The following is a 19,325-nucleotide window of genomic DNA, read 5'->3' as shown; positions in this document are numbered from 1 at the left end:
TTATAACAGGGTGCATGAGCTGTAAAGCGCTGCGATTAAGCCGGGTACTTAAACCAGGCGGGCAATACCTTGTTTAGGTACACCATGAATTTCCATAAGCCAACCTGCGATTCCACGCTGCCGTAAGGATCCGCCTTGTGCTCGGGAAAGGCGATGCCTAAGCCGAACAGGCCGGGACCAATAATGCCGACATGGGGATTGTAGGGGGCTTGCTCGTAATCGCCGATGACTAAATTTTTTCGCCGTGAAAAGCCAACGGCATAAATCACCTGATTGCATTCGGGCAGGTAGCGGGCAAGGTTGGGTTCGCTGGTGTTGTAGCGGACTAAGTTGGCAGGCAGGGTACCGTCAATGTTTTCCCGGGCCCAGGCCGCTGTCTCGCCTTTAAGGCCGGTGTTGTCAAAAAGAATCCAGTCACCCATTTCCACGGCATAGCGGCAGGGGGAGCGATAAAAGTTGATTATTTTTTTAACACCAAGTTCCACCAGATGGCGCACGACAATAATGGCTGAATGCGATGAGCCGAAAACGCCGTAAGTGTGTTCCCTGTTAACCGCGTCGGCGAGTTTTGGTTTATCAATGGCTGTCTCAAAGGGCATGACATCGACGCCCGCATGGTTAAGGCTCGAGGGCACAGCACCTGTGGCGAGAATCACATTGTTGGCTTTAAATGTGTCCTTGCCGCTGTCCAGGGACCAGGTTCGTCGGGTTAAGGCCATGGCATGAACAGTGGCCTTGACGCTGTGCACATCGCGGCGCAGATGATCGCTAATCCATTGCAGCGGCTCAACAATGTATTTCAGGGTACAGGTCGACTCCGGAGGCAATTGATTCAAGCGAAAGTCCGGTGCATCATTGTAGCGAAAGGAGGCGGCATCGTTTAAGAAATCAATAAATCGTTTAACGCTGGTATTGCTGGACACATTGGACCACAATTGCCCCAGATCACCCACCTTAAACTCGGGGTCCAACCATAAAATACTGGCCGGCTTAATGCCGTGATCCAGCAATTTGCCGACCGCGGCAATGCCCGCAGGCCCAGCGCCAACGACAGCCCATTCAAAACGTGTCTTGCTCATGGTTACTTTTCCCGATGACCTGATTTGCTAATTTACACCACTTGAGAAAGAATACAAAAAATTTAACACGTTCAGGTTTCTTTAAAAGCAATGAAAACAAAAACCCGATTTGTATGCAATCACTGTGGGGCGGTGTTCTCGCAATGGGCTGGGCAATGCGCCCAGTGCGGTGTCTGGAACGGGGTGACGGAAGAAAGCCTCGCCTCAGGGGGACGCACCAGCAGGCTGGGTCATTATGCCAACCAGCGTTCCGCCGTCACGGCCGTGGAGGAGGTGGTGATGCATACCGAAGTCCGCATGGATTGCGGTTTATCAGAATTGAATCGGGTCTTAGGTGGCGGATTGGTGGATGGTTCAGTGGTGTTAATCGGCGGCGATCCGGGCATTGGTAAATCCACCCTGCTCATTCAGACGCTGGCCAATTTGTCGCAGGAGCACAACGTCCTTTATGTAACCGGCGAGGAATCCCTGCAGCAGGTCGCCATGCGGGCACGGCGTCTGCAATTGCCTCTGGCCGGTTTACGTCTTCTGGCTGAAACCCAGGTGGAAACCATCATTGACCATGCCAGAAAGGAAATGCCCCGCATTCTGGTGGTGGATTCGGTGCAGACCATCTTTACTGATTCCATTACTTCCGCACCCGGGGGGGTAAGCCAGGTACGCGAATCAGCAGCGCAATTGGTGCGTTTTGCCAAAATGACCAATACCGCTGTTTTTCTGGTTGGGCATGTGACGAAAGAGGGAGCATTGGCCGGGCCTCGGGTTCTGGAGCACATGGTCGATACCGTGCTTTATTTTGAAGGGCAGAGCGACAGCCGTTTCCGTGTGATCCGCGCCATTAAAAACCGCTTTGGCGCTGTCAACGAACTGGGTATTTTTGCCATGACTGATCGCGGATTGAAAGAAGTGGCCAATCCCTCAGCCATTTTCCTATCCCGCCAACCGGAAACAACACCGGGCAGTGCGGTCATGGTCACCTGGGAGGGATCGCGTCCCATGCTGGTGGAGGTTCAGGCGCTGGTGGACGAGGCGCATGGCCAACAGGCCAAACGCATCACCGCCGGCCTGGAACACAACCGCCTGGCCATTCTGCTGGCTGTGCTGCACCGCCATGGCGGCGTGGCGACGTTTGATCAGGATGTGTTTATTAATGTTGTCGGCGGGGTAAAGGTCACCGAAACCGGCAGTGATCTGGCCTTACTGGCGGCTGTGGTCTCCAGTTTACGCAACAAAGCGGTTGACCGTGAAACCATCGTTTTCGGGGAGGTGGGTTTAGCGGGTGAGATAAGGCCGGTGCAAAGCGGGCAGGAACGCCTGCGAGAGGCGGCGAAGCATGGGTTTAAACGCGCCATCATTCCATTGGCTAACGCGCCAAAACACCCCCTGTCCATGGAAGTGATTGCCGTGAAACACCTGCAGGAGGTCCTGGCGCAGTTGTAATCGCTAAAACGGGTCCGGTTAATGTTGATCGAAATAGTCGGGTGTGACCCCATAGATCGAACAGGCTAAGGTTTTGTTCGATTTATTTTCCCATTCTGGATTATTCAGAACATCAATGGCATTGTGATAACCGGTCTTTAAACGAAAATCGATGGCTGCGCGTGAGAAATTATAATCCTTAAACGAGTGCGAATAAGGGGTGCCGCTGTAAATGATATGAACCACACTGAAGCGTTTGCTGTGCCCCAAATCTAAAATTTTTTTCACTTCGGGATCCTGTTTGACTGATTCGGGCAGTTTACGGCCCAGGTATTCAATGGCCGCCTGTAAATTTTGCCGGCTGGTGTACACGTTGGTTAAACGGCGGGAGTGGCTGGCGTAACGGATGTCTTTCTGCCGTTCTTCCAGTTGATCCATGGTTTGTGGCAGACGCCCTTTGAGACTGAAGCAATCCACGACAAAGCAGAGGGTATCCTGTTCAGGCAACGCATCAAGGACGGTTACTAACGGGGTGTTGGCATAAATACCGCCATCCCAAAAATAATCCTCGCCAATTTTAATGGCAGGGAAACCCGGCGGCAGGGCACCGCTGGCCATGACGTGCGCAGGCGTGATTTCCATCTTCTGGTTGTTGAAAAATTCCATTTCACCCGACGTAATGTTGACCGCCCCAAGACAGAGCGTCACTTTTTTCTCATTGATGCGATCAAAATCAATGATTTTCTCCAGGGTGGTCTGCAACGGGCTCGTGTCGTAGTAGCTGAGATAGTCAGGGGTGTCTTTGGAGAGAAAATGGGGTGGAAATAAGCGGGGTGTAAAAAATCCTTCCAAGCCATGGAAAACAGAATGCCAGGCACCCATTTGATTGTACATGTGGTGAATGTATTCCACGTCCTGAAAATGAACCAGCCCGTCAAACCATAATTGAGGCATAATGGTTTCCCAGAATTCCATTAATTTGTCCACCTGCTGTTCTTTGGCATTTCCGGCAATGATGGCACTGTTAATGGCGCCAATGGAAACACCGGCAAGGAAATTGGGGCAGTAACCTCGCTCATGAATCGCTCTGAAGGCGCCGACCTGGTAAGCGCCTAACGCGCCGCCGCCCTGAAATACACAGGCGATTCGTTCATACGTCTGCTTGCTGCCTGTGGTTTTTTCAGGTTGGTTAATCAGGCAAAGCGCACTTTTATGATGGGGTGAGTGATTTTTTTTGCTATGCTTTTGCGCCATTGAGCTGCTCCAACGTCCGTGATTGTAGAAGTATAGCTTCAGACTGCAAGAAGTGTACCGATTACGCGTAAGGCTTAGAGCGTAATGATGTGGTGCTTAAGCAAAGCCTCAATCAAGGGTTGTACAGGCAAGCCCAGGATGGTGCTGTCGCTGCCTCTGACTTCACTGAATAACCATTTTCCCAGGCCTTCGTAATGATAGGCTCCGCAGCTTTGATAGGGTTGGTCTGCAAGCAGGTACGCTTCGATGCTACGATCGCTTAGGTTGCGCATGGTTAAAAAGGCAACATCCTGAGCTGCCCAGAGAATTTGCCCTTCTTTGGCAAGGCAACAGGCGGAAATTTGTTGGTGCGTTTTGCCTCTTAACCGCCGTAATTGCGTGACAGCCGTCTCATGATTCCCCGGCTTGTCGAACGGTTTGTCCCCGAGGACGCAAAGCTGATCGGCCCCAATGACAAAATGTTCCGGATGATCTTCGCTCACCAGAAGGGCTTTGCTGGCGGCAAGCGTCGCTGCCAGTTCCTTATGGGATGCCTGCGGAGACAGCTTTTTGATTTGCTCTTCGTCGCAATGCGATGGAATAACAGCAAATTGCAATCCAAGCGATTGAAGCAATTGTTGACGGGGCATTGAAGACGATGCCAGGATTAAAGGTTGTTGTGTCAGCAATTCAGACATAGGCAGCCACCGAAGCCATGAGTAAAAATCCAATAATGACGAAGCTGAAATCACGTAAATTGCAGCATCGTTCGACCATAACGCATTTTTCAAGGCCATGCAGAGTACCCAGGTAGAGAAACGTGCCGGCCGAGGCGGCAATCAGGATAGGGTCAATCAGGGAGTTGGTTTCAACCCCATGGCCAAAGTACCAGCCAAAAAAAATACCCACCGGCATCATCAGGCTGAAACTTAAAAAGAATAACAGACTTTTGTTAAATGCCAGCGAGCTTTTATTCAATTGCACGGCAATGGCGAAACTTTCGGCCCATTTATGAGTAATGATAGCCAAAAACAACATAATCACGAATGAATTATTGTGATTTAATCCTAAGGCGGCACCTAGCATCAGGGAATGAATGGATAACATGGCCCAGGCTAGAATGGCAAACGCGGGGTGATTGCTGTGATGGTGTTGATACAATTCTTTGCCTAAATGTTCAAACCACAGGAAAAACAGAAACACAAGGCCAGCAATGATGTAGGCGAAGGGGTAGTCATAACCCATGGTATGGAACAATAAATTGGCCTCTGGCAGCATGTGCATTAACGCGGCCCCCAGGAAAATACCGGTAGCCAGGGTTTCGCCAATGGGAAAATCAATGTGATCTTCCTGGCTTTTGCGTTTGAAAGGAAGCCAGCCGGCCAGCAGAATCACGACAAAGATTATCAGAGCAAAAATCAGCTTTAAGGTAGTGCCTGCATCCATTGTAATACCATTCCTCTACTGGACTTAAACCACATTGACGGGTTTTTGATTAAGGAAATGAATAATATTTTCACAGACAGTATTTAGCAAGCGTTTTCTTGCCGCAAGACTCGCCCAGGCGATGTGGGGCGTAATCAGGCAATTGGGAAGTGCCGTCAGCGGATTGTTCGCTTCCGGTGGTTCCTGAGTCAACACATCCAGGCAGGCCGCCGCTAAATGATTCTGCTTTAGGGCAAGCGCCAGAGCCTGTTCATCGATTAAGCCGCCGCGACCGGTATTGATAAGCAGGCTGCCTGCCTTCATCTTAAACAAGGTTTCACGGTTAATGACATGTCGTGTATTCGACGTCAAGGGACAATGCAGGCTTAACACATCGCTTTGCTGAAGCAGCGTTTCAAAATTCACCCAACGGACTGCCTTATCCTCAAAAGGGGTGGGCTTGTGAGCAATGACGCGCATACCAAATGCCTGTGCCATGACAGCAAGGCGTTGCGCCACCTTGCCATACCCCAGTGTTCCCAGTGTCATTCCTGCCAGTTCAGTAACCGGTTTTAGCCAGTAGGCAAAATAAGGGTGTTGTTGCCATTCCCCCCGGGCCACCGACTGGGCATGGACTTCGACGCCATTTGTGTAAGCCAGCAGTAAGGCCATGACATGTTGAGCGACGCTGTCGGTACTGTAATCGGGGACATTGGTGACGACGATGCCGCGTTCTTTGGCGGCTGCCACATCGATGTTGTCGACCCCGGTTGCGGTTTCACCGATGTAACGCAGGTGTGGCAGGCGTTCGAAATGCCAGTTGTTCAACCTGACTTTGTTGGTGATGATAATTGTCGCATCCCGGGCGCGTTCAATAATTTCATTCTCTGCTGTTTTGTCATACACAGTGAGATTGCCGAATGGGTGCATCTGTTCAAAAGTTAATCCATCGTTTATTAAAGGCTTCGCGTCAAGAATGACAATTTCAGGCCGATTCATAGGCAATGACCTCGTGATAGAGCAAGACTCTGATTTCTTTTATTTCAGGATGGCTGGCCAATGCGGCCCGCAGAGTGTCTGCCAGGGCGGATTGATCGTGGTTGGTTTCATCCACCATCAAGTCAATAATCAGGCGGCCGTCCAGATAGTGAAGCGTCCAGTCTTTAATGCCCGGATGCGCTTGTTGCCAGGGTTTAAGGATTTCTTTTTCCAATTGCCGGCGGTTACGCAGGTGCAGGGAAGGGCAGGAGATTTCATCGTCCTCGGGATCAATGTGTACGGTGACATCCTTCACGCGGGTCAATTGCTTCATCAGGGCATGATGCACGTGCTGGGCGATGTAATGGCCCTCGGACACGGAAATAAAAGGGTCAACCAGGACATGCACGTCAATGAATATGTCCCCCCCCATCAGGCGGCTGCGCAGCTGGTGAATCTTTTTAACCCCGTTCACCTGCTGAATATTTTTTTCAATTTTAGCCAGCATTTCCGCATCGACGGCGGTGTCCACCAGTTCCTTGACGCTGTTCCAGCCATAGGCGATGCCCATTTTAATGATCATAAGGCCGACAATAATTGCTGCGACGGCGTCGAGATAGGTAAATCCCCATAGACTGCCGACTAAACCCAGTGCGACCACCACCGAAGAGGCCGCATCGGAACGATGATGCCAGGCATTGGCAATAATCAGCGGCGACTCAATCAATTTGCCGACATGACGGGTGTAGTGAAAAAGTAATTCATTGGCGAAAATGGAGAACAGTGCAATGACCAGGGCAATCTTTCCGGGGATGGCTTTATCCGGATACATCAGTTCATTGACCGCGTCCCAGGCAATCCCGGCGCCAGCAAGAACCAGGAGCAGGGCCAATAAGAGCGTCGCCGCTGTCTCAATGCGCTGATGGCCATAGGGATGGGTCGTATCCGCCCCAAGACTGCCGTATTTGGAGGCGAAAAGCACCATCATGTCGGTGATTAAATCGGACAGGGAATGAATGCCATCCGCCACTAATGCATGCGAGTGAAAAAGTGCGCCGCCAATCAGTTTGATTATGCCAAGCAGGGCATTGATTAATGCGCCAATCAATGTCACCCGTTTAGCCTGCCAGTAACGATCATGGTTGAGCATCATTGTTCCTTGTGCTGCAAACGGCAATTCCGGTTGATAATATCCTGGGCAGTGGCTTAACGTGTTTAATTATCAAGGTCTTCGACATCCTGTACACAGGATTATCCACAGATTTTGTGGATAAAAACAAAGCCTGACTGGCGTCAAAAAAAGCCTGCGGGCCTTGCCCGGAGTGAGCCATGGGGGCAATAGTCAACGAAGAAACTGGGGTGTTGTGAAAAGAGTCAGTAGAGTTATCCACAGGGATTGTATTTGGGTGGGGCATAGCATCAGTTATATTAAACAAAGAAAATATGAAAAAACAGTCTTGACTCGCATTATTTTAAAATTTTTTACACGGCTGGAATTACGGTATGATTTCGCCGCTCAGGCCAACGCCTGTTAATAAAACCAAGGAGAGACATGAAATCGGATATTGACTTGATTCATCAACTGAACGTCGATGCCCTTAACAAGGCAATCCAAACCCTTGAAACGGTGACTTATGAGACCGTTTCCGAACTCATTCCCCGGCTGTTGCAGGAAGGAAAATTGAACCTTGATCATTCCATTTATGCGCCTGCTGATCCCGACGTGCTGGATGGACGTGGCATTGGCCGGTACATGCTTTACGATCATCCAGACGTTGATAATCCTTTCTCCATCTGGTTGTTTGTGCTTGCTCCGCGCCAGAAAACGAGCATTCATGATCACCTGTATCGGGGCACGGTGACGGTGCTCAGCGAGGCGGTGTCTGAAAAGTATTTCGAGCCGAGCGGTGAGAAAACAGCCAGGCTCATCGGGCGAAGTGATCGCTTTCGCTTCCATACCAATCACGATGAATTAAATGACGGCTTTGTCCATCAGCTGAAACGCCGAAAAGCATTGCGAGAAGGCATCAGCTGCACTTTGCATATTTATGAAATGCCGGCTTATAAAGTCAGCATGGATGGTGAGAAAAACGATAACCGAAACTTGAATCGTATTTATGGTAAGGAAAAAACACCAAAAAGCACGCGTCCATCTTATAGGGCAGAGCAGGCTGAGACAGAGTACGAGTACTTTGGGCCCTGAAGGAAACCTTAACCCTGCAAAAACTGTTCAAACTCACCCAACCAGCGACGAGCCACGGTTCGCGCTGTTTGGGGAGAGTGCGTAACCAGTTCCTTAGCCGCCTCAGCAATGAGGGGCAACAGGGTTTTATCGCGGCTGAGATTAGCCAGCTTAAACACCTGATAACCGGCCTGGCGAGCGCCTAATATCTCGCCGCCGCCGCGCAATTCCAAATCTTTTTCGGCGATGAGAAAGCCATCCGTGGATGCCCGCATAATCCGTAAACGTTCCGAACCCGTTGTTGAAAGCGGTGATTGATAGAGCAGCAGGCAGTGCGATTGCGCGCTCCCGCGTCCGACGCGGCCGCGTAATTGATGCAGTTGCGACAATCCCAGGCGTTCTGCGTTTTCAATGATCATCAAGCTGGCATTCGGGACATCAACACCCACTTCAATGACGGTGGTGGCAACCAGCAAGTCAAGCTCGCCCTGTTTAAATGCCGCCATGGTGGCTTCTTTTTCAACCGGTTTCATGCGGCCATGAACCAGACCGACGCGCACGTCGGGTAATTGCGCCTGCAAAACCGTTGCTGTTTCCGTGGCGGCCATGCATTGTAATTTTTCCGATTCTTCAATCAGGGTGCATACCCAGTATGCCTGACGGCCTTCGGCAATCGCGGACGCCAGCCGTGCAATGACAGCCTCGCGCTTATCCTGACTGATGACCGCCGTCGTTACCGGCGTACGTCCCGGGGGCAGTTCATCAATGACCGACAAATCAAGGTGGGCGAACTGGGTCATGGCCAATGTTCTTGGAATGGGCGTGGCCGTCATTAACAGTTGATGAGGGATGAGGTTTTGATGCTGTCCCTTTTGCTGCAATAACAACCGTTGCTCCACCCCGAAGCGATGCTGCTCATCAATAATCACTAAGCCCAGGCGGGCAAAGGCTACCTCCTCCTGAAACAACGCGTGAGTGCCAATGACAATACCGCATTGATGCTGCGCCAATTGGGCTAAAGCCTCGCGGCGCTGGCTGCTTTTCATACTTCCCGTTAACTGAACGCAGGCAATACCCAGGGGCGCAAACCAGGTGCGCAGAGTATTGGCGTGTTGTTCACTTAAAAGCTCCGTCGGTGCCATAAAAGCCGCCTGGTAGCCGGCATCAATCGCGGCAAGCGCCGCTAAAGCCGCGATGACGGTCTTACCCGAGCCGACATCGCCCTGAACCAAACGAAGCATGGGGCGAGGCTGGCTTAAATCGGTTTGAATTTCCTCCATGACCCGCCGTTGCGCCTGAGTGAGTGGAAACGGTAAGGTGTTGAGAAACTGCTTTACCCGGCCTTCTCCCGCAGCAATGACCGGGGCGGTCAGGGTATTGCGATGAAGTCTCGCAAACTGCATGCTGACGCGTTGTGCCAGGAGTTCATCAAAAATCAGCCGCTTCAGGGCGGGGTGCGAACCATCCTGCAGCGTTTCAAGCGAAATATCGGGCGGCGGACGATGCAGCAGGGGCATGGCCTTGTCAAAAGAGGGAAACTGATAGCGCGCCAACTCATCATCAGTCATCCACTCCAGCGCTTTTAATTCGTGCTCACAGGTCAGCAATGCGGTCTCGGCCAATTGACGCAGACGCGATTGACTTAAACCCTGGGTGGCGGGGTAGATGGGTGTTAAATGCTCCTCCACCGTAAAGTCATCCTCGCTTTTAAGCAGCTGGTACTCCGGGTGAATCATTTCATATTGATTGCCAAACAGGCGGATCTCACCAAAGGCCCGGAGCCATGGGCTTTCATTCAGGGCTTTCACCTGTTGTTTATTGAAATGGAAAAAACGCAGACGCAACAAGCCGGTTTTATCTTCAACATAACAATACAGCATCATTTTTTTGCCGTATTTGATTTCTGTTTTACAAACTCGCCCGGCTATGACACAGTAATCGTTTAAGCGTACATCCTGGATTGGCGTAATACGCGTTCTATCCTGATAACGAAAAGGCAAATGAAAAAGCAAATCGGCGACGGTATGAATACCGCAGCGCGCCAGTTTGGCGGCCAGGGCAGGTCCTATGCCGGCTAAGGTTTGACAGGATTGTGCGAGCAAGCGTTGATTCGTCATAATAAGGACAAATCATAACAGGAATGTACCCAGGGAGTGTAGCTCTTTTGGTGAGGAACCCAAGCGATGAACCGTGCAATTACTTTTGCTGCCATACTTGTTTCAGTCTGGATTGTCGGCTACCTGCTTATTGTCGGGCGCAGTCTCCTTATTCCTTTGGTGATTGCCATTTTTATCTGGCACCTGCTGAACACCGTCAACAACTTTATTCAGAATGCACGCCTCTGGCGCGGCCGTTGCCCGGGCTGGCTAAGCCGGATTTTATCCATTCTGGTGGTGCTGCTGCTCGGCAAGATCCTTGTTGATATCATTACCAATAATGTGAACGATGTGATTGAAGCCTCATCGCGCTACCAGGACAACCTACAGAATATCTTTAGAAGGATTGATCAGCAGTTCAATGTCAAAATGATGGCCAATCTGGATGCCTTCATTAAAGGGATCAGTGTGCAGGGCTTTTTAGTGAATGTTTACGGGGTTTTCAGTACCCTGATGGGCTCAGCCGTGCTGATTGCCCTGTATGTCGCGTTTTTATTTGTCGAACAGCATTATTTTAATCAAAAACTGGCTGCTATCCTGTCGCAGAATAACCATCGCGAGCTGGTGAATAACATTATCTCCCACATTGTTAAAGACACACAAACGTATTTGGGATTAAAAACCCTGCTCAGTATTATCACCGCCGTTGCCAGTTGGATTATTATGAAGCTGGTGGGACTTGATTTTGCCGAGTTCTGGGCTTTGCTTATTTTTTTCCTTAATTTCATTCCCAATATTGGCGCCATCATCGCGACCGCCTTTCCGGCGCTCCTGGCCCTTATTCAATTCGACAGCTGGGTGCCGTTTGTGATCATTACGTCAGGAATAGTCTCCATTCAATTCATCATCGGTAATCTGGTTGAACCCCGGTTTTTAAGTAAATCGCTGAACTTAAGTCCCTTGGTTATCCTCTTTGCCTTAGCGCTTTGGGGCGCCATCTGGGGTATCCTGGGGATGTTTCTCTCTGTGCCCATTACGGTGATGATGATGATTATCTTTGCCCATTTTGAAACCACGAGGCCTCTGGCTGTCATGCTGTCTCAGGATGGATATATCCAGAAGGCCTACGCCAAACTGGCTTGAACGGTGTCTTGAGGCGTCTTCCCCTCCCGGCGGGAAGGGGGAGGGGAAATCGAAAGCAGGCTGAGTCGCTAACCCTTAATGCGGTTCACTGATGACTTCAATCCTTTCATTGGGCTGTTCTTCTTTTGAAAGCTGACGGTACTCCGGCAACGTGGCCACCGCTAAAAATTCATTTAAAGCGCCCATGATTTTTTGTTGAACTTCATCATGCTCCGGAAATACGGCGGTAGCTGCTTCGTGCAAATAGGGTGCTCCGGTTTTTAACTGGCTGCTCTCCACCGTTTGAGGATGGCTTTCGATGTATTGATTTGAAGATTCAATGTACCGATTGACAAAATCATAAGCCGTCACATTGTCTGAGATTGATTTCAATTTATACAAATCCAGTTCATGCGGGTTGACCTGCTCATCGCCAGCGAATTTTTCGGTATCCAGGGCCATGATGGCATGCTCATCAAGCCATTGGCGGTGCGGTTCATAATCACCATAATCAGGCTCAGCGCTCCCCTCCTGCTTCATGAGTTTATAAACCCGGGTACCCATTCTGGCCTCGCGCTTGATGGTTTGATCGTTCACGCGGCTCATGTAGACCTTATGAGGACTGGTGGTACGGAATAACTTACCCGGGGTGGTTTGCCAGCCGGTGTATTCCAGTAATTTTTTAACCGTATCCTTCAGCAGTGATAATGGGGGGTATAGGTAAATAACGAGTGCGCTCATCGATTTAAATGAGTTGCTGTTAATTCGTCGTAATTGGATGTGCAGGTGTTTTTCGAAATGAGCATTCACTTCCTCTGCCACGGCCGCACCCATGCAGTTGCCCTGCAGTATAATCTTGTCCGGATGAATCCCGTTTTTTAAAAGCGCATTGACCTGGGCGATGCCGGCATTAACCAAATCCTTAAACTCCAGCACATGGCCTGTGCTTGAATTCATTCCCGGGGGATTAAAAGCATGGATGGTAGCCCCTGTGGCATGAGCCTGCTGGGCCATGTCTCTAAAATTACACTCGTAATATTCCAGACGGCCAAAAAAATTGACAATGTGCAGTCCCTCACCGGATTTTACCTTCGGGTTTTCCGGTGTAAAGCGGATCGAATCCAGCTTGCAGTGATTTTTTCTGTAATCGATACAGTCGACCGCGTGTCTTTGAATCGCCAAACCCTGAAACACGTCATGATAAGGGGCCTTGGAATTCTGGCGTTGGTTACTAAGAAAATCATCAAACGCATCCGCCTTGCCTTTACCATACCCTTTCTCTTTGTACCAGTCTTTGTGAGTGGTGGGAAACAATACGGTGGCAAGGAGTGTTTGAATTTTTCTTTTAAATGCGCTGGTCATCTGACATCCAACATTTACCTGTTTTGTTCATTATAAATAATGAACATTAAGCGAGAATTAAATGTAGTCTGTAAAATAATTATCTTTTTGGGGGCTTGTAAGCGGTATTGTTTCCCACGTTAATGGGCTATCCACAGTTGCATGCCGAGAAAACCCAGCGTTAACAGGATAGCCAGGATTGGTATCCCTATCGGGACAGAAAAAGAAGACGGTTTTTGCCGGTTGCCGAGCTTAATTGCAATCAGGGAAGCATGAACCAGCATGAAGACACACAGGATAATGGTGCTGGTTAATTTGGCGAGCGTAGCGATGGGCAAGGCATAGGCAAACAACAGAATCATCGCCACCACTAAAACTGTCGCATACACCGGGGTGTGGGTTTTTTCATACACGTGTGCGAAAACAGCCGGTGCATTATCCTGCTTGGCCATACCATAAATAAGCCGTGAAGCCATGATGATTTGTACAAGAATCCCATTCATGATGGCGATGAGTGCGATGAGGGTAAACAGCAGGGGAGAATGGCCCTGGTAAGTAATAATCTCAATCAGTGGCATATTACTTCTCGTCAAGAGCTCGGTCGGCAACGTAATGATGACCACAATTGCCACCAGCAGATACAAAAGCATAGCCCCGCCCAAAGCAATAAAAATACCCCTGGGTAAGTTTTTTTCAGGGTTAATGGTTTCCTCAGAAGTATTGACCATGTCTTCAAAGCCAATGTAGGCATAAAATGCAATGAACGCGCCGATAAGAATGCCCTGCATGGAGGATGGCCAGGTCCAATGGCTGTTTCCCAATGCTGCAAAGGCATGACGGCCATAAAAAATAATCAGCAGCAAGCCGCCGATTTCAATCAGGGTCATCACCATGATCACCGTGGCTGACTCGCGAATGCCCCACAGGGTCAGTGCCCCCAGCAACAGCACAAGCACAGTGACACTGAGGAGGGGAGAAACCGGCAACAACAAAACAAAATAACTGGCGAATCCCAGGGCGATGGTGGCGGCAGACGTGACGCCGGTTAATACCACCAGCCATCCAACCAAACCGGACAACCAGGCTTTTTTAAAGGCCTGCCGCACATAGAGCGCCGAGCCCGCGCTTTGGGGAAAACGGGCGCTTAATTCAGCATACGAAAAAGCGGTGAACAAGGCGAGAACGGAGGCGATAATGAAGGAAACCGGCGTAAAATTCCCTGCTTCTTTGGCCACTTCGCCGATTAGGGCATAAATCCCGGCACCAAGAATCGTTCCCAAACCATAAAAAGAAACCAGGGTCAGTGATAATGTTCGTTTTAAAGCCATGAGTATTCCTTACATCGATGGGCAAACACCAGGAGTATTGAATAATAGGATAATGTTCGGGAGAAAATGTCAATCACTGTTGCTTGCGCAATCGCAGAGCGAGTACCCGAAATCCTTTTGTACGACGCATTTGGCCACGCAAGGAAAATTTAATTCTTAATAAATCCTTAATAAAGCCACGCTAAAATCAGTTTTTTTTTAAAGACATCCCATGCCTTACATCTCACTCAGTATGCTCATGGATGAGACGCAAAAAACGGAAGGTTGGCAATTAAACGTCGCGATGGATCCCCTGACGTTAACCCCCGGTAGTGATTGCGACAAGCGGGAAGCGATTGCGGCCATTCTTAAAAAAATGACTAAAAAATACCGCGTTGACGCCCATGTCTTTGTGTTTGAGGAACAACCCCAGGGACCGTATGATGAGGCGTCCCATGGCCGCGCGCTGCAAGGGCTTCAGCGTGGTAAGGAAATTGTCTTAAGCCTGCCGAACCGGGATAAAGCGTTCACTAATCTGACCTATGAGCGTCTGCTACTGGAGCTCTGGTTTGAGCTCCATCAAGCCGGTGTCCCTTTGCAGGCGCGTTTCGTCCCCGGCACCTACTCCATTTCAGGCCCTGACGAACTACCCACCCCGTTTTCAGTGAGCAGGAGTGCCGCAGGGGATTTAAATGAGCGGCATGGCGAACTCTTTCGAGAGGCAATTCCGGTGCTGCCACCCTATCCTCTGACCACTTTAAAACTAACGCCATCTGCCCTCGCGATTTACCACCTGAACATGAATGCCCAGTCCGTGGCACAAAGTGAGCACGCATCATTCGTGAGTGAGTACTCAAAGGCCAGACGTCAATTGGCCAATGATTTTAAAACATTAAAACAAACCCTCTGGCCAAGGCCAAAACCCTTTCAGGCCATTCTTCACAACGAGCGTCTGGCTACCCATATCAAGCTATGCCAAGAGGACATCCATAACAAACTGGATTCCGAAGAAGAGTTGTTAACCCTCTATCCTGATGTCAAACGCCTGTTGATAGAGTACCCTCACGCGGCCGATAATGATTTTTCCCTTCACCCCGCTATCCTTGAGTTGCGAACGAAAAGGTTGTCTGCTGAGCAAATAGGGGATTGTCTTAAGCGATTAAAGGACGATTACCCGGCTGAACTTGCGGCCATTCAAGCGGATTATCGCCAACACACCAAGGGTAATAAGAGAAGCGCGCGTGCGATGGCGATCGACTGGTCTTTTTATTTTCCTGATGGCGGCAATGACGAAATAACCCAATTGATTGAGCATTTCCCTACGGCCATGCAAAGTCTGTATCGGCGGGCTGTCTGGCTGGAGCGGGAAAGACAAAGTCACGAGCAGTTTAAAAAACAATGGCTTAAGCGTCATTATTCCAGCTCCGCGCCCTACAGGCAGCTATCACAACTGGCTGAAGCCATTCAGCAATTAAGGCGTGACGGCGAAGTGAACCCTTCGGTTATCGAGCGTTTTTCAGCGCTGCATGCGAAAATAGAAGGGGAGTTATTTGCCCATCCATCCTGTAACCCCGCGGAAACGGCCTTTCCCATCGTGCTGGATCATTTTACAGACTTAGCCCGTTGCCTTCATTCAAAACCGAGACTGTCTCGTGAGGAAATAAGTCTATTTGCCTGTCAACTGGATGAGGATTTGTCGGCTAAGCGTCTGAGTATCGGTCTACGCGTGTGCATCGCGGGTTGCATTGGCGCCCTGCTTGGACTGGTGATAGGCTTTGCTTTGGGTGCCGCGCTCACGTGGTGGGGCGGGGGATTCGGCGCGATACCTGCGGCGATTGCCGGCATGACTGTGGCGGAAGGCCTGGTGATAGGATGCATGGGTGTTGCGACAGGGGTCGAGCTGGGTGCGGCTGCAGCGGCCATCGGTTTCTTCAGTGCCAAAGCGCAGGAAGACTCTGAGCAATTAATCGCTCGGCAAAAACTACGCAATAAACAAACACTGCTTGCTGAAATGGATGATGTCATTGACGCAATCAATGAGCAGGAAAAACCCTTTCAGGAGCCGCGGCGGTCAGACAACCGGGTTGTCGTATTTCAGTAAGTTACGGGTTTTCGCGGCTATAAATAAAAGCCTGGCTGTGATCCCCATACCAAATCTGCTCTTCGCTTAATGTGGTTTCAATGAATTCAATGGGGGCGCCGCATTCGTCGATCATGGCGACTTTAAATCCGGGAATGGGTTCATAGGGTTCGAGAATCACGCATCGTCCTTTAATCGCCTCGTTTAAATCAGGGACTTTAAACGCCACATGGGGTTTTGTCTGAATGAGGGGATGGAGGGGGCAACCCGGCTCAAAGCGATGGTATTGGATACGGTATTCGCTGTCTTCACCGCCGCTCGTGTACATTTTGAACCGCTCGCTGTAGCGTTCTCCGGGGCGAGGGAGGGTGGTGGGAATGCCCATGTGGTGGTATTCATGGGTTGTGGTTTTAACCATACTGTTTTCTCCAAATTCCGAACTGCTTATCCTACCACATTTTGTCCAGTTAAGGCCCCGGTGTTTCTGCGGATTGGGCTTTGCAACTGTTAGGAAAAAGCGCATAATAGCTGCTTTTTGACGAAAGAATTAAGCGCAATGAAAGAGACCGTGGAAAATTGGCTGGCATCGGCCATCGCAACATTGAAACACGCAGCGGTTATTCCGGCTGACGTGGACGTGGAAATCAAGATTGAGCGCACCAAAGACGCCGCTCATGGTGATTTTGCGACCAATCTGGCAATGATGCTGGCGAAACCCTGCCGCCAATCACCCCGGCAACTGGCCGAATTAATCATTGCCCACCTGCCCAAAGAGCCAGCCCTTGAGCGGGTTGAAATTGCAGGCCCCGGCTTTATCAACTTCTTCATGAAAAGCGATGCCTTATCGCAGGTGATTGGCGAGGTTCTTAAGCAGGGTGAAGCGTACGGTTCCAGTGATTTGGGGCAGGGTAAACAAGTGCTGATTGAATTTGTGTCAGCCAACCCCACAGGACCTTTGCATGTGGGCCATGGCCGCGGTGCGGCGTTTGGCGCCACGCTGGCTAACCTTCTGACTGTCGCCGGATATGACGTCAGCCGTGAATACTATGTCAATGACGCCGGGCGTCAGATGAATATTCTTGCTGTCAGCGTCTGGTTGCGTTATTTAAGTCTTGCCGGCGAAACCATCGTCTTTCCTGCGAATGGCTACCGCGGAGAGTATGTCAATGAAATTGCCGAGCAGGCCCTGGGTGACTATGGGATGACCTATTGTCAGGCGTGGTCTCAGGTGAGCCAGGGCCTCCCCCCAGATGAGCCTGAGGGCGGCGACAAAGAAATTTACATTGACGCTATCATTGAACGCGCACGTGAATTAATCGGTGAGGAAGGGTTTAAGCATTTCCATCAATTGGCCTTAAATTCGGTGTTGTGCGATATTAAAAGTGATCTGGCGGAATTCGGGGTTCGTTTTGACTGCTGGTTCTCCGAGCAATCCCTGCTTGATGACGGCGCAATCAATAAGGGCATTGAGGCGCTGAAAGCGGGCGGTCATACCTACCTGCAGGACGGGGCCCTGTGGTTTAAGGCCACGGCCTTTGGTGATGAAAAGGACAGAGTACTCATCAGGGCCAATGGTCAAACCACCTATTTTGCGTCCGACGTTGCTTACCATTGGAATAAGTACGATCGCGGTTTCGATCGCGTCATCGATATTTTTGGTGCGGATCATCACGGCTACGTGACCCGTGTCCGGGCTGCTGTGAATGCCCTAGGCCATGATGAAGACGCGCTGAATGTCCTGCTGGTGCAGTTTGCCATTCTTTATCGCGGCGGCGAACGGGTGCAGATGTCCACCCGCAGCGGTTCCTTTGTTACCCTGCGTGAATTGCGTGATGAAGTGGGCAATGACGCGGCGCGCTTTTTCTATGTCATGCGCAAACCGGAACAACACATGGATTTTGATTTGGATTTGGCCAAATCGCAATCCAGCGACAATCCGGTGTATTACATTCAATACGCGCATGCCCGCATCAGCAGCGTATTACGGCAGTTGCGCGAACGCGGTTTAAGTTGGGATGAAGCCATGGGTTTAAGCCATGTCAACGTCCTGCAAGAAACCCATGAGCAGGCATTGATGACGATGATTGGCCGTTACCCGGAGGTCATCAAGGCCGCTGCCGGCAGTTGTGAGCCGCATCAGGTGGCTTACTACCTGCGTGAGCTTGCCAATAACCTGCACAGTTATTACAATGCGGTGCAATTATTATGCGAAGACGAGGTGCAACGCGCTGCACGGCTTTGTTTATTAAAGGCGGTCCGTCAAGTGTTGCGTAATGGTTTACATTTGTTGGGTGTCTCAAGCCCTGAGAGCATGTGATGGCAAGGGATTATGGTAGAAAAGGAACTAATTCGAGACACAAAAGCAGTGCTCCCCGTCAATTCCTGTGGATTATTGCCTCTTTTTTAAGCGGTTATCTGGCGGCTACGGTGTTTGACGTGACCAGTTTATCCAACTGGATCAACAAAAACGTCCTGGCAGAACAGGAGAAGACGGCTGCCCCAGCGCCCGCGGTGGTTAAACACGACGAGCGTCCGAAACCCAAATTTGAATTTTATACTTTGTTGTCCAAGGACAACAGCGCACCGGTCATTAATCACTCCTCCACGACTGCCCCTGCCGCGGCCAAACCGATGACAGGCCCGGGCACAACCCCGACACAGACCGCTGCCGGTCAATCCGTAGGTCAGGCCGCTGTGCATGCGGGCCAGCCAGCCGTGGCCGTGGTGGAAAGCAAACCCGTACTGGATGCTAAACCTGCAGCGCCAATGGCACAGGCTCATGAATCCTATCTGGTGCAGGTGGCGGCGTTTAATCGACGTCAGGATGCCGAACGCCTCAAAGCATTATTGGTATTGAAAGGCTTCGATGTTTCCATTACCACGGTTGTTCAAAATAGAACCAATTGGTTTAGGGTGATTATCGGTCCTTTCCATTCCCGTTCAGAAGCTGAAAAAGCCCAGACCGATGTAGCGCGCACGGAACGCATCAAAGGAATCATTCGGAAATTCAACGTCTAGGCCACTGAACGTCTGGATTGAAAATAAAAATAACAACATTCCGGG

General features: G+C 50.3%; 16 protein-coding genes. 6 read left to right on the top strand and 10 right to left on the bottom strand.

The features are described 5' to 3' along the window. Window positions 1-35: 35 nt before the first annotated feature. A complete protein-coding gene (locus DYE45_RS11555; RefSeq protein ID WP_108293081.1) occupies window positions 36-1,079 on the bottom strand; it encodes an FAD-dependent oxidoreductase in 1,044 nt (347 codons plus the stop codon). Between the two features lie 90 nt (window positions 1,080-1,169). Between DYE45_RS11555 and radA the strand changes: the two genes are divergently transcribed. Then, window positions 1,170-2,519: a DNA repair protein RadA gene (gene radA, locus DYE45_RS11550; RefSeq protein ID WP_108293083.1), complete on the top strand. Its 1,350-nt coding sequence runs from the start codon at window positions 1,170-1,172 to the stop codon at window positions 2,517-2,519. 18 nt (window positions 2,520-2,537) lie between these two features. On the opposite strand, the gene DYE45_RS11545 is transcribed toward radA, so the two are convergent. From DYE45_RS11545 to DYE45_RS11525, 5 genes are all read right to left on the bottom strand, one after another. Further along, window positions 2,538-3,752 carry a patatin-like phospholipase family protein gene (locus tag DYE45_RS11545; protein WP_108293085.1) on the bottom strand — a complete coding sequence of 405 codons (1,215 nt, stop codon included), beginning with the start codon at window positions 3,750-3,752 and terminating at the stop codon, window positions 2,538-2,540. Window positions 3,753-3,826: 74 nt separating this feature from the next. Further along, the gene (locus tag DYE45_RS11540; protein ID WP_108293087.1) at window positions 3,827-4,429 is read right to left on the bottom strand and encodes a Maf family protein; all 603 of its coding nucleotides are present in this window, start codon (window positions 4,427-4,429) and stop codon (window positions 3,827-3,829) included. Then, window positions 4,422-5,177 (bottom strand): ZIP family metal transporter, encoded by a 756-nt coding sequence (locus DYE45_RS11535; RefSeq protein ID WP_115300929.1) that lies wholly within the window; start codon window positions 5,175-5,177, stop codon window positions 4,422-4,424. Before DYE45_RS11535 ends, DYE45_RS11540 begins: the two co-directional genes overlap by 8 nt. Before the next feature lie 24 nt (window positions 5,178-5,201). Next, window positions 5,202-6,155 (bottom strand): D-2-hydroxyacid dehydrogenase, encoded by a 954-nt coding sequence (locus tag DYE45_RS11530; RefSeq protein ID WP_108293089.1) that lies wholly within the window; start codon window positions 6,153-6,155, stop codon window positions 5,202-5,204. After that, on the bottom strand, window positions 6,142-7,284 hold the full coding sequence (locus tag DYE45_RS11525) for a cation diffusion facilitator family transporter (RefSeq protein ID WP_108293091.1): 1,143 nt from the start codon (window positions 7,282-7,284) through the stop codon (window positions 6,142-6,144). Before DYE45_RS11525 ends, DYE45_RS11530 begins: the two co-directional genes overlap by 14 nt. A 402-nt stretch (window positions 7,285-7,686) precedes the next feature. On the opposite strand from DYE45_RS11525, the gene DYE45_RS11520 reads away from it, so the two are divergent. Further along, window positions 7,687-8,337 carry a cupin domain-containing protein gene (locus tag DYE45_RS11520; RefSeq protein WP_174703688.1) on the top strand — a complete coding sequence of 217 codons (651 nt, stop codon included), beginning with the start codon at window positions 7,687-7,689 and terminating at the stop codon, window positions 8,335-8,337. Window positions 8,338-8,345: 8 nt separating this feature from the next. Here the strand turns inward: DYE45_RS11520 and recG are convergent, their stop codons facing one another. Continuing rightward, window positions 8,346-10,418: an ATP-dependent DNA helicase RecG gene (gene recG / locus DYE45_RS11515; protein ID WP_108293113.1), complete on the bottom strand. Its 2,073-nt coding sequence runs from the start codon at window positions 10,416-10,418 to the stop codon at window positions 8,346-8,348. Between the two features lie 81 nt (window positions 10,419-10,499). Between recG and DYE45_RS11510 the strand changes: the two genes are divergently transcribed. Continuing rightward, window positions 10,500-11,555 (top strand): AI-2E family transporter, encoded by a 1,056-nt coding sequence (locus DYE45_RS11510; protein WP_108293093.1) that lies wholly within the window; start codon window positions 10,500-10,502, stop codon window positions 11,553-11,555. 75 nt (window positions 11,556-11,630) lie between these two features. Here the strand turns inward: DYE45_RS11510 and sdbB are convergent, their stop codons facing one another. Both sdbB and DYE45_RS11500 read right to left on the bottom strand, forming a co-directional pair. Next, entirely contained in the window at window positions 11,631-12,896 is a 1,266-nt protein-coding gene (gene sdbB / locus DYE45_RS11505) for a Dot/Icm T4SS effector alpha/beta hydrolase (RefSeq protein ID WP_108293095.1), read from the bottom strand. A gap of 119 nt (window positions 12,897-13,015) precedes the next feature. Beyond that, entirely contained in the window at window positions 13,016-14,203 is a 1,188-nt protein-coding gene (locus DYE45_RS11500; protein ID WP_108293097.1) for an APC family permease, read from the bottom strand. 211 nt (window positions 14,204-14,414) lie between these two features. On the opposite strand from DYE45_RS11500, the gene DYE45_RS11495 reads away from it, so the two are divergent. Then, window positions 14,415-16,283: a hypothetical protein gene (locus tag DYE45_RS11495; RefSeq protein ID WP_108290725.1), complete on the top strand. Its 1,869-nt coding sequence runs from the start codon at window positions 14,415-14,417 to the stop codon at window positions 16,281-16,283. 1 nt (window position 16,284) lies between these two features. On the opposite strand, the gene DYE45_RS11490 is transcribed toward DYE45_RS11495, so the two are convergent. Then, window positions 16,285-16,680 carry a hypothetical protein gene (locus DYE45_RS11490; RefSeq protein WP_108290723.1) on the bottom strand — a complete coding sequence of 132 codons (396 nt, stop codon included), beginning with the start codon at window positions 16,678-16,680 and terminating at the stop codon, window positions 16,285-16,287. 138 nt (window positions 16,681-16,818) lie between these two features. Here DYE45_RS11490 and argS point away from each other — a divergent pair, with 138 nt between their 5' ends. Then, window positions 16,819-18,579 (top strand): arginine--tRNA ligase, encoded by a 1,761-nt coding sequence (gene argS, locus DYE45_RS11485; RefSeq protein ID WP_108290721.1) that lies wholly within the window; start codon window positions 16,819-16,821, stop codon window positions 18,577-18,579. Beyond that, complete coding sequence (locus tag DYE45_RS11480) at window positions 18,579-19,280, top strand: SPOR domain-containing protein (RefSeq protein WP_108290719.1); 702 nt, start codon at window positions 18,579-18,581, stop codon at window positions 19,278-19,280. Before argS ends, DYE45_RS11480 begins: the two co-directional genes overlap by 1 nt. The last annotated feature ends 45 nt before the right edge of the window (window positions 19,281-19,325 follow it).

Source organism: Legionella taurinensis (assembly GCF_900452865.1).
Lineage (GTDB): Bacteria > Pseudomonadota > Gammaproteobacteria > Legionellales > Legionellaceae > Legionella_C > Legionella_C taurinensis.
This window is presented reverse-complemented; position numbering and strand designations above follow the sequence as displayed.